Source organism: Rhizobacter sp. P2_H3 (genome assembly GCF_056403355.1).
Genome location: NZ_JBFUFQ010000206.1, coordinates 1 through 10387, shown reverse-complemented (window position 1 = coordinate 10387; position 10387 = coordinate 1). Strand labels below are relative to the sequence as shown.

Genomic DNA, 10387 nt, shown 5'->3' with positions numbered 1-10387 from the left:
CGCTCGGGCCATGGTGGCGGGCGAAGCGCTGCGCGAACGAATTCGGCTCGGCGTTGATGATGAAGTTGACGTCGCCCTGGCGGTACAGCGTGACGTTCTTGTGGCGGTGCCGCGCGATCGCGGTGAAGCCCATCGATTCGAACAGCCGGCCGAGCGCGACCGGGTCCGGCGCCGCGTACTCGACGAACTCGAAGCCGTCGGTGCCCATCGGGTTGTCCCAGGGGGTGAACTGCATGGCGCGCTCCTGAAAGTGAAAACTTGCTCGCACTGTAGATTCGTCCCCCCGCAGGAATCATGCAAGTTGTGCCCTTGGGCGGGCGCGATTCGCAGGAAAGCTGCAAAATCAACCGCATGGAAACGGAAATCCAGCTGGATGCGATCGATCGGCGCATTCTTCGGGCGCTGCAGGCCGATGGCCGGATCACCTATGACGTGCTGGCCGCGCAGGTCAGCCTGTCGCCGTCGGCCACCTTGCGGCGCGTGAAGCGGCTGGAGGAATCGGGCGTGATCGCCGGCTACGTGGCGCTGGTGCCGGCCGAGCGCGTGGGGCTCGGGCTCACGGCCTACCTGAACGTGCGGCTCGAGAAGCACTCCGAGGTGCACAAGCGCAACCCGATGGACCTGTTCCGCGCCGCGGTGCAGACCTGGCCCGAGGTGGTGGAGTGTGTCGCGCTGACCGGCGAGATGGACTACCTGCTGCGCGTGGTCGTGCAGGACATGGCGCACTACTCGCGCTTCGTGATGGAGACGCTGCTGAAGCACCCGAGCGTCGAAGACTGCAAGACCAGCTTCGTGATGGACCGGGTGAAGAACACCACCGCGGTACCACTGTAGCGGCGCCCGGCTGCACGCCTCAGTAATCGAGGTTCTGCAGCATCGCCTGCGTCGCGGCGGTCGACATGTTCAGCAGCTGGGCGATGTCGGCCACGTCGTCGGGGATCGCGGCGTTGTCCCAGCCGTGCGCGGTGTGCCGAGCGAGGCGGATCGCCAGCACGACGTTCTGCACCGTCGGATGCTCGGCATGCCGGTCGTCGGAGATGCGGATCAGCAGGTCGGGCAGCGTCCAGGCCTTCATCAGCGCCTGCTGCAGGTCGAACAGCTCGACGTTCAGCGTGCGGTGCTGGATCGCGTTGGAGCGCAGCGTCGGGTCGGCCGCCTGCGCGCGCTGGATGGTCAGCGCCAGGTCGGGCGCATGCACCCACAGCAGCATCTCGGCGAAGTCGTGCAGCAGCGCGGCTTCGTGGATCAGCGCGGCGTCGTGGTCCTGGCGGTGGATCGCGAAGGCCAGCGCGAAGCGGGAGGCGCGGTGCGCACGCCGCAGCACGTCGTTCAGGCCGGCCAGCGCTTCCGGCCGGCCGGCCAGCGCGTCCTCGATGGTGGGCTGCAGGCCGAACGCGCCGAAGAACGGCGAGATGCCCATCAGCACGACCGCGGCGGTGACGGTCTCGACGTCGGTGACGAGCCGCGCCGGGCGGTGCGTGGCTGCGTAGGCCAGCACCTTCAGCGTCATCAGCGGGTCGTCGGCGACCATCTCGCCGATCAGGTTGGCGTCGACGTCGTCCTCGTTCGCGCGCATCGCCTCCAGCGCATCGGAGGTGTTCGCGAGGACGGGGATCTCGCGGTCGCGAAAGTGCTGCACCCAGGCGGCGAGGTCGGGCAAGGCATGGGACAGCGGCTGATGGCCGGCAGGGCGCGGTGCGGTCTCGATGCTCACGTCACGGTGTCAGGAAAAGTGTTACCGCGAGTATCGACCTCTTTGCGCCGCACTTGAGGAAAACCTCACACGGCCGCACGGGGTGCCTCACCGCCCGCCGAGCTTCGCCTTCACGTCCATGCCGAGCTTCTTGTTGACGAACTGCAGCGTCGCGACCTTCGAGAGATCGACCTCGCCCGCCTTGTACAGCCCGGCCTTCACCATCTGCGCGTAGAAGTCGTGGATGCGCTCGGTGCTCATCGCGCCGACGCCGTTGCGCAGCGCCTCGCCCGAGTCGACGATGCCCTGCTGCTTCATCAGCGCGACCGAGGCCTCGATCTCCGCCTCGGTCATCTCCGGGTTCTCCTTGATCATCATCGCGTTGGCCGCCTTGCGGTCGCCGTACAGGTAGTTGACCCAGCCGAGGATCGACGCGTCGACGAAGCGCTGCACCAGCTGCGGCTTGTCCTTCACGGTGTCGGTGCGCGCCTCGATCACCGTCGAGTAGGTGCTGAAGCCGTGGTCGGCCAGCAGGTRCACCACCGGCTTGAACTTGCCCTGGTTCTCGACGTAGATCGGCTCGGCCACCGAGTAGCCCTGCTGGATCGCCTTCGGGTTCGCGAGGAAGGGGCCGAGGTTGTAGTTGTAGGGCTTCAGCACCTCGTCCTTGAAGCCGTGCGTGACCTTCAGCCACTGCCACCAGCTGAACTGGCCGTCTTTCGCGATCAGCGCGAGCGGCGCGGTCTTCAGCTTCTCGAACGACTCGTAGCCCTGCCCCGGGTGGGCGATGAGCGCCTGCGGATCCTTCTGGAACATCGCGGCGACGACGACGGTGGGCACGCCGTTCTTCACGTTGTCGAAGCTGTGCAGCAGGTTGCCGGTCATCAGGAAATCGATGCGGCCGGCCGGCAGCAGCGGGCGGTTGTTGACCTGCGGGCCGCCTTGCAGCAGCGTCACGTCGAGGCCGAACTTCTTGTAGGTGCCGTCGGCCACCGCCTGGTAGAAGCCGCCGTGCGCGGCCTGCGCCTTCCAGTTGGTCGCGAAGGTCACCTTGTCCTGCGCGAGGGCGGTGCCGGCCGCGAGGGTCAATGCCAAGGCTGCAAAGCTGATGATGTTCTTCATGGGTCTCTCCTTCGATGGATCAATTCTCGGTGGCATGCCAGCGGCCCAGCAAGAGCCGCGACAGCGCATTGAAGCCGGCGAAGATCAGCACGCCGGTCAGCACCAGCAGGCTCAGCGCCGCGAACATCTTCGGCGTCTCGGTGCGGAAGCTCGCCTCCAGGATGCGCGACGCGAGCCCGGTCTCGCGGCCGGCGGCGCCGGCCACCATCTCGGCCGTCACCGCGCCGATCAGGCTCAGGCCGCCGGAGATCTTCAGGCCGGCGATGAAGTACGGCAGCGCCGACGGCAGCAGCAGCAGGCGCAGCCGCTGCCAGGGCGAGGCGCGGTACAGCCGGAACAGCTCGCGCAGGTTCACGTCGGCCGCGCGCAGCCCGGCCACGGTGTTCGACAGGATCGGGAAGAACGCGACGATCCAGGCGCACAGCAGCAGCGCGGCGGTCGTGCTCTCGACGTAGATCAGGATCAGCGGCGCGACCGCGACGATCGGCGTCACCTGCAGCACCACCGCGACCGGAAAGAGCGCCTCCTCGACCGGCCGCCACAGCGCGAACACCGCGGCGATCAGCACCCCGCCGGTGCAGGCGAGCAGCAGCGCGCCGAACGTGATTTTCACGGTGAACCACCAGCTGCCGGCCAGCGAGGCGAAGTTGTCGACCAGCGTCTGCAGCACGAGGCTGGGCGCCGGCAGCGTGTAGTGCGGAATGTGGGCCAGCCGCACCAGCGCCTCCCACGCAGCCAGCAGCGCGAGCAGCACGACGGCCGGTGCGATGCGGCGGCGCCAGCGTTCGTTCACGCGGCTGCCGCGGCGTGCGCGGCCTCGAGCGAGCGCGAGACGGCCCGGCATTGGGCGACGTAGTCGTCGCTGTCGCGGAACGCTGCCTCGTGCGGCACCGGCCGGCGGATGCGGAATTCGGCCACGATGCGGCCGGGCCGTGCGCCCATCACCAGCACGCGCTGGCTCAGGAACACCGCCTCGAGCACGCTGTGCGTGACGAACAGCACCGCCATCGGGCGGGCCTGCCAGGCGTCGAGCAGGTCGATGTTCAGGCGCTGGCGGGTGATCTCGTCGAGCGCGGCGAACGGCTCGTCMATCAGCAGCAGCCGGGGCTGCGTGACCAGCGCGCGGGCGATCGATGCGCGCATCTTCATGCCGCCGGACAGCTCGCCCGGGAAGGCGTCCGCAAAGGCTTCGAGGCCCATGCGTTGCAGCAGCGGCAGCACCTGCGCGGCGGCATCGCGGCGCGCGACGCCGGCCAGCCGCAGCGGCAGCCAGGCGTTGTCGAACACGCTGGCCCAGGGCATCAGCGTGGGCTCCTGGAACACGAAGGCGGTGTCGCTGGCCGCATCGGCCTGCAGTGCCGGGGCCTGCACCGTGCCAGCGCTCGCGCGCTCGAGCCCGGCCACCAGCCGCAGCACCGTGCTCTTGCCGCAACCGGACGGGCCGAGCAGCGAGACGAACTCGCCCGGCTGCACGTCCAGCGAGACCGACTGCAGCGCCTGCACGCCGTTGGCGAAGCGCTTGTCGACCTGTCGCAGGGAGATCAGGGCATCTGAGGAGGCGTCCGACATAGGGTTCGCAGTGTGCCGCAGAACCTGTTCGCGCTAGGCTTCGGGGCCTACCTCGGAGATCTCCATGAACCACGTCGCCCTGCCTTCCGGACCCCCCGTGCCGAGCCTCGRCCTCGGCACCTGGCGCATGGGGGAATCGGCCGCGGCGAGGCGTGGCGAAGTGGCCGCGATCCGGCTGGCGATCGACCTCGGCTACCGGCTCTTCGACACCGCCGAGATGTACGGCGAGGGCGGCGCCGAAGAGGCCCTCGGGCAGGCCATTGCCGAGGCGCTGCGTGCCGGCGCGGTGCGGCGCGACGAGCTGTTCATCGTCAGCAAGGTCTACCCGCACAACGCGAGCCGCACCGGCACCATGGCCGCGTGCGAGCGCAGCCTGCAGCGCCTCGGGCTCGACCACGTCGACCTCTACCTGCTGCACTGGCCGGGCTCGCATCCGCTGCGCGACACGGTCGATGCGTTCGAGCGCCTGCGGGCGCAGGGGCGCATCCGGGCCTGGGGCGTCAGCAACTTCGATGCGAACGGCATGGCCGGCCTGTGGCGGCTGGAGGGCGGCGCGGCCTGCGCGACCAATCAGGTGTACTACGCGCTGAGCGAGCGCGGCATCGAGTTCGACCTGCTGCCGCGCCAGCGGGAGCGCAACGTCCCGCTGATGGCGTATAGCCCGCTGGCCCAAGGCGAGCTGGCCGCGCACCCGGGGCTGCGGCCGCTGGCCGACGCCCTCGGCGTGACGCCGACCCAGCTCGCGCTCGCGTGGGTGCTGCACCAGCCGGGCGTGATCGCGATCCCGAAGGCCGTGCGCGAGGCCCACCTGCGCGAGAACCTGGCCGCAGCCGGCTTGAAGCTCGGCGCGGCCGACCTGGCCGCGCTCGACAAGCTGTTTCCGCCGCCGCGGCGCAAGACCTCGCTCGCGATGGTCTGAGGATCGTCGTCTGAGAAGAGGGGGGGCCCCCGATTGACGCGCCAGGCCGGCTGCGGCGACACTGGCCTCGCAAGGGGAGTAGCCCCCCGATCAAGCCGCCGTCAGCACGGGCGCCGCTCCCGCGGTTCCCCGGCACTTGAGCAGCGCGTGGGACCGATGGACCAACGCTGTGGGCAAGACCTTCACCCGCCGTGCATCCGCACGGCGTGCACTCTTGCGAGGTGAAGGACCATGGAACTCTTCTCAGCTGACTTCTTCTCGGCCTTGATGGCCATCGTGCTGCTCGATCTCGTGCTGGCCGGCGACAACGCCATCGTGATCGGCCTGGCGGCCCGCAACGTGCCGCCCGAGATGCAGCGCCGCGTGATCCTGTGGGGGACGGCCGGCGCGATCGTGATCCGCGCGCTGCTGACGCTGATCGTCGTGTGGCTGCTCAAGATCCCCGGCTTCCTGCTGGCCGGCGGCCTCGCGCTGATCTGGATCGCGTGGACCCTGACGCAGGACAAGGACGGTGAGGGCCACAGCATCAAGCCGCAATCCACCGTGCGCGGCGCGATCCAGACCATCGTGATCGCCGATGCGGTGATGGGCGTCGACAACGTGCTCGCGATCGGCGGTGCGGCCCACGGCAGCATGCTGCTGGTGGTGCTGGGCCTGTTGATCAGCATCCCGATCGTCGTCTGGGGCAGCCAGATGATCCTGAAGCTGGTCGACCGCTTCCCGAGCATCGTCATCCTGGGGGCCGGCGTGCTCGGCTGGACGGCCGCGAAGATGATCAGCGGTGAACCGCTGATCAAGTCGTGGTTCGAGCACCAGCACCTGGGGCACCTGGCGCTGTACATGGTGTGCGTCGGCGGCGTCACGCTGCCGGCGCTGTGGCGGCACTGGAACGATCGCCAGCGCGAGACCGGCGTGTTGCTGGCGGTGATGGTGACCTGGCTCGGCGTGTTCGACATGATCGAGGAGGCGATGGGCTGGGAAGACCAGCCGGTCGACACCTGGCAGTGGTGGCACGAGGGCATCGACCTGGTGATGTGGCTGGGCTGGGTGCCGGTCGCGGTGCTGGTGCACAAGCTGTGGGAGAAGCGGCATCCGAAGCCGGTGCCGGCGCATCAATGAAAACGGGGGCCGCGAGGCCCCCGTTTCAATTCACGGATGAATCACAGGCGCGTGACGCCCTGCACCCATCCGACGAGTTCGCCATCGAGGTACAGCGCACCTTCCGGTGCGCCGGACTGCGCGTAGAACTCGAGCACCGGCGGCAGCGGCGGTGCGGGCGGCGCCGGCGGTACCGCCAGGCGCTGGGCCAGTTCAGCGAGCACGGCGCTCGCGGACTTCAGGGCGGCCGCTGCAGTGCGGCGCGCGAGGGAGGAGCCGGAGTGGCGCGGCGTCAGGGCGCGCCACGTCTGGGGCTTCGAGCTGGTCATGATCATTTCCTTCTTCGGCAGCGCGCTGGCGCTGCGTTGGATTCATGGGCTGTGGCGCAGCCGGGGGCTGCTGAGCTGGTCGAGTTCGCGGCTGAGTGCGCGGCGCGCATCCTGTCGCGAGGTACCGCCTGCCTGGTGGCTGCCGGCGCGACGGAAGTGCGCGGGCGCCACCAGTGGGTTGCGGGGCTTGCGGGCTGGCATGGTGATCTTGGACATGAGACATCTCCTGTGTGGACGAGGACGGCAGGGCCAGAAAGCACGACGGCCCGGTGCGGGAAGCAACCGGGCCGTCGGGATGAGCGCGCGTGCGTCGCGAAGCTCAGCCGGCAAGCGGACCGGGCGGGGCCCGACGGCCACCGAGACACTGAAACGCCGGCACCGACGGCGCGAAGGCGCGGCGGGCAAGGGCAGGGTTCAGTGCGCAGGCGATCAACGTGGGGACTCCGGGGTTGAGGGGCGGGGCGTCGCCGTGATAAAGGTGTTCATCACGGCTTGCGCAGATGATAAACAATCGATTATCAATTTCAACCCCCTTGTTCGAAGGTGTGGGGAAGAATCAACGTTTTTTCTTGAGCGGCGCGATGCCGGCCTGCGTGCGGGCCCAGAGGTCTTCGGCGGGCGGCGCGGCGCGGGGTGCTGCGGCCGCGGCGGTGCGGGTCGGCGGGGGGGGCGCTGGCGCCTTGGCGGGTTCCGCCGCCGGCATCAGCACCTCGCCGAGCAAGTCCAGCAGCCGCGTGCGGGCGCGCTGCGGATGGCGGCGGTAGTAGGTGAGCACCAGCCCGACGATGAAGCGCTCGTCGTCATCCTGCGGCACGTTGCGCAGGGCGTCGTCAGCGAGGGCTGCGGCAGGAGCGGGGGCCGCCGAGGAACCGGCCGCGTCGTGCGGCTGGTCCATCCAGCCGTTCGGCTTGTGGCACAGCACCTCGAACTGGCGTGCGAGCCGTTCGCCGATCTGCCGCGAGCGGCCCTTGATCTGGCTCCAGTAGCTCGGCTGGATCTGCAGGCGCTCGGCGAAGCGCCGTTCGAGGCCCCTCAGCGTGGCGGCATCCGGATGCTTGATGGTGTTGTGGACGAATTCATCGAAGAGGGCCAGCGCGTTGTCAAGGCGGAGCTGGGCCACGTCACGGGAGCCGGATTGCATGGTGCCGCATGATAAATCTTCGTGCATCAGCAGATGCGGCTGGGGTCGTCGGCAAAATCACGCTCTTTCCGCCCACAACCCTTTCACCGGCCGCGCAGCACCATGACGACCCTCGGAACCCCCCTCTCTCCCCAAGCCACCAAGGTGATGCTGCTCGGCAGCGGCGAACTGGGCAAGGAGGTGCTGATCGCGCTGCAGCGCCTGGGCGTCGAGACGATCGCGGTCGACCGCTACGAGAACGCGCCGGGCCAGCAGGTCGCGCACCATGCCCGCACGATCACGATGAGCGACCCGGCGCAGCTGAAGGCGCTGATCGAGGCCGAGCGCCCGCTGCTGGTGGTGCCCGAGATCGAGGCGATCGCGACGCCGATGCTCGAGGAGCTCGAGGCCGCCGGCACCGTGCGGGTGATCCCGACCGCCCGCGCCGCGCGCCTGACGATGGACCGCGAAGGCATCCGCCGGCTGGCCGCCGAGACGCTCGCGCTGCCGACCAGCCCCTACGTGTTCTGCGATTCGCTGGCCGAGCTGCAGGCGGCGATCGACGGCAAGAACAGTGATGGAATTGGCTACCCCTGCATCGTGAAGCCGGTGATGAGCAGCTCCGGCAAGGGCCAGAGCAAGATCGACGGCCCGGCCGACGTGAAGACCGCGTGGGACTACGCGATGGCCGGCGGCCGCGTCAGCCACGGCCGCGTGATCGTCGAGGGCTTCATCGACTTCGACTACGAGATCACGCAGCTCACCGTGCGCGCGCTCGGTGCYGGCGGCCAGGTCGAGACGCACTTCTGCGACCCGATCGGCCATGTGCAGGTCAGCGGCGACTACGTCGAGAGCTGGCAGCCGCACCCGATGACGCCGGCCGCGCTGGCGCGCTCGCGCGAGATCGCGAAGGCGGTCACCGACAACCTGGGCGGCCAGGGCCTGTTCGGCGTCGAGCTGTTCGTGAAGGGCGACATGGTGTGGTTCAGCGAGGTCAGCCCGCGCCCGCACGACACCGGCATGGTGACGATGATCACGCAGTGGCAGAACGAGTTCGAGCTGCATGCGCGCGCGATCCTCGGGCTGCCGGTCGACACTGCGCTGAAGAGCCCGGGCGCGAGCGCGGTGATCTACGGCGGCGTCGAGGCCAAGGGCATCGTGTTCGACGGCGTCGCCGACGCGATGCGCGTGCCGAACAGCGACATCCGCCTGTTCGGCAAGCCGGAGAGCTTCAAGAAGCGGCGCATGGGCGTGGCGCTGGTGCACGACAAGGATGTCGAGGTCGCGCGCACGCAGGCCAAGCTGGCGGCAAGCAAGGTGAAGCCCCGCGAGGCGTGATCCGTCAATCGTCGTCGCGCGCCTTGTACTGGCTGGTCAGCAAGGTCTGCGCCGACGGCGGCACCGCCTCGTAGTGGCTCAGCTCCAGCGTGTAGCGCCCCTGCCCGCCGGTCATGCCGTTCAGCCGCGCCTGGTAGCCGTTCAGCTCCGACAGCGGCACCAGCCCGTGCACCGTGATGCTGCCGGCCTGCATCGTGCGCGTGCCGTTCACCTGCCCGCGCTTGGCCGACAGGTCGCCGGTGATGTCGCCCATCGAGAACTCCGGCGCGGTGATCTCCACCTTCACCACCGGCTCCAGCACGATCGGCTGGGCCTTCATCACCGCATCGATGAAGGCCTTGCGGCCGGCCGTCACGAAGGCCACCTCCTTCGAATCGACCGAGTGGTGCTTGCCGTCGTAGACGATCACGCGCACGTCCTTCACCGGGTAGCCGGCGACCACGCCGCTGTCGAGCACCTGGCGCACGCCCTTCTCGACCGCGGGCAGGAACTGGCCGGGGATCGTGCCGCCCTTCACCTGGTCGACGAACTCGAAGCCCGCGCCGCGCGCGAGTGGCTCGATGCGCAGGAACACCTCGCCGAACTGGCCGGCACCGCCGCTCTGCTTCTTGTGGCGGTGGTGGCCTTCGGCCGGCACGGTCACCGTCTCGCGGTACGCGATGCGCGGCGGCCGCGTCGACACCTCGCACTTGTAGGTGTCGCTCATGCGCTCGAGCAGCGTGCGCAGGTGCAGCTCGCCGAGGCCGTAGACCACCGTCTCGTTCGTGCTCGCCGCATGCTCGACCTTCAGGCACGGGTCCTCGTCGACCAGCTTCTGCAGGATCTCCCACATGCGCTGCTCGTCGCCGCGGCGCTTCGGCTCGATCGCGAGGCCGTGCACCGGCACCGGGAACTCCAGCGGCTTCAGGTGCAGGTGGTCGTCTTCGGCAGCGTCGTGCAGCACCGCGTCGAAGTGCATCTCGTCGACCTTCGCGACCGCGCACAGGTCGCCCGGGATGCCGCGCGGCACCTCGACATGGTCCTTGCCCTGCAGCATGAACAGGTGGCCCACCTTGAACGGCTTGCGGCCGTCGCCGATGTAGAGCTGGCTGTCGCGCGTGACCGTGCCCTGGTGGATGCGGAAGATCCCCATCTTGCCGACATACGGGTCGACGGTGACCTTGAACACATGCGCGATCACGTGCAGCGACGCATCCGGC

The 10387-nt window shown here is 69.0% G+C and carries 12 protein-coding genes and 1 pseudogene; 4 read left to right on the top strand and 9 right to left on the bottom strand.

Features of this window, described 5'->3' with window-relative positions; all coding sequences use genetic code 11:
- A partial coding sequence (locus tag AC1D1T_RS25755; protein WP_477992745.1) for a VOC family protein occupies positions 1-235 on the bottom strand: 235 nt, incomplete at its 3' end.
- Positions 236-351: 116 nt separating this feature from the next.
- On the opposite strand from AC1D1T_RS25755, the gene AC1D1T_RS25750 reads away from it, so the two are divergent.
- Positions 352-834, top strand: a complete 483-nt coding sequence (locus AC1D1T_RS25750) for an Lrp/AsnC family transcriptional regulator (protein WP_047500874.1) — start codon at positions 352-354, stop codon at positions 832-834.
- Positions 835-853: 19 nt separating this feature from the next.
- Here AC1D1T_RS25750 and AC1D1T_RS25745 read toward each other — a convergent pair whose 3' ends face one another.
- The 4 genes from AC1D1T_RS25745 to AC1D1T_RS25730 form a co-directional block, all read right to left on the bottom strand.
- Positions 854-1714 carry an HDOD domain-containing protein gene (locus AC1D1T_RS25745; RefSeq protein ID WP_477826189.1) on the bottom strand — a complete coding sequence of 287 codons (861 nt, stop codon included), beginning with the start codon at positions 1712-1714 and terminating at the stop codon, positions 854-856.
- A gap of 87 nt (positions 1715-1801) precedes the next feature.
- Entirely contained in the window at positions 1802-2815 is a 1014-nt protein-coding gene (locus AC1D1T_RS25740) for an ABC transporter substrate-binding protein (RefSeq protein WP_477992744.1), read from the bottom strand.
- Between the two features lie 19 nt (positions 2816-2834).
- A complete protein-coding gene (locus AC1D1T_RS25735; RefSeq protein ID WP_477992743.1) occupies positions 2835-3659 on the bottom strand; it encodes an ABC transporter permease in 825 nt (274 codons plus the stop codon).
- Complete coding sequence (locus AC1D1T_RS25730) at positions 3605-4384, bottom strand: ABC transporter ATP-binding protein (RefSeq protein ID WP_477992742.1); 780 nt, start codon at positions 4382-4384, stop codon at positions 3605-3607. Before AC1D1T_RS25730 ends, AC1D1T_RS25735 begins: the two co-directional genes overlap by 55 nt.
- A 64-nt stretch (positions 4385-4448) precedes the next feature.
- On the opposite strand from AC1D1T_RS25730, the gene AC1D1T_RS25725 reads away from it, so the two are divergent.
- A complete protein-coding gene (locus tag AC1D1T_RS25725) occupies positions 4449-5303 on the top strand; it encodes an aldo/keto reductase (protein WP_477992741.1) in 855 nt (284 codons plus the stop codon).
- A gap of 231 nt (positions 5304-5534) precedes the next feature.
- Positions 5535-6164, top strand: a pseudogene (locus AC1D1T_RS25720) (TerC family protein); the annotation flags it as partial.
- Positions 6165-6463: 299 nt separating this feature from the next.
- Here the strand turns inward: AC1D1T_RS25720 and AC1D1T_RS25715 are convergent.
- The 3 genes from AC1D1T_RS25715 to AC1D1T_RS25705 all read right to left on the bottom strand — a co-directional run bounded on the left by AC1D1T_RS25715 (position 6464) and on the right by AC1D1T_RS25705 (position 7871).
- Positions 6464-6730: a hypothetical protein gene (locus tag AC1D1T_RS25715; protein ID WP_047500882.1), complete on the bottom strand. Its 267-nt coding sequence runs from the start codon at positions 6728-6730 to the stop codon at positions 6464-6466.
- A gap of 42 nt (positions 6731-6772) precedes the next feature.
- Positions 6773-6946, bottom strand: a complete 174-nt coding sequence (locus tag AC1D1T_RS25710; RefSeq protein WP_477826184.1) for a hypothetical protein — start codon at positions 6944-6946, stop codon at positions 6773-6775.
- Between the two features lie 340 nt (positions 6947-7286).
- A complete protein-coding gene (locus tag AC1D1T_RS25705; protein WP_477992740.1) occupies positions 7287-7871 on the bottom strand; it encodes a hypothetical protein in 585 nt (194 codons plus the stop codon).
- Between the two features lie 102 nt (positions 7872-7973).
- Between AC1D1T_RS25705 and purT the strand changes: the two genes are divergently transcribed.
- Positions 7974-9188: a formate-dependent phosphoribosylglycinamide formyltransferase gene (gene purT / locus AC1D1T_RS25700; RefSeq protein WP_477843669.1), complete on the top strand. Its 1215-nt coding sequence runs from the start codon at positions 7974-7976 to the stop codon at positions 9186-9188.
- 4 nt (positions 9189-9192) lie between these two features.
- On the opposite strand, the gene fusA is transcribed toward purT, so the two are convergent.
- The coding region (gene fusA, locus AC1D1T_RS25695) for an elongation factor G (protein ID WP_477992739.1) at positions 9193-10387 on the bottom strand (1195 nt) is incomplete at its 5' end.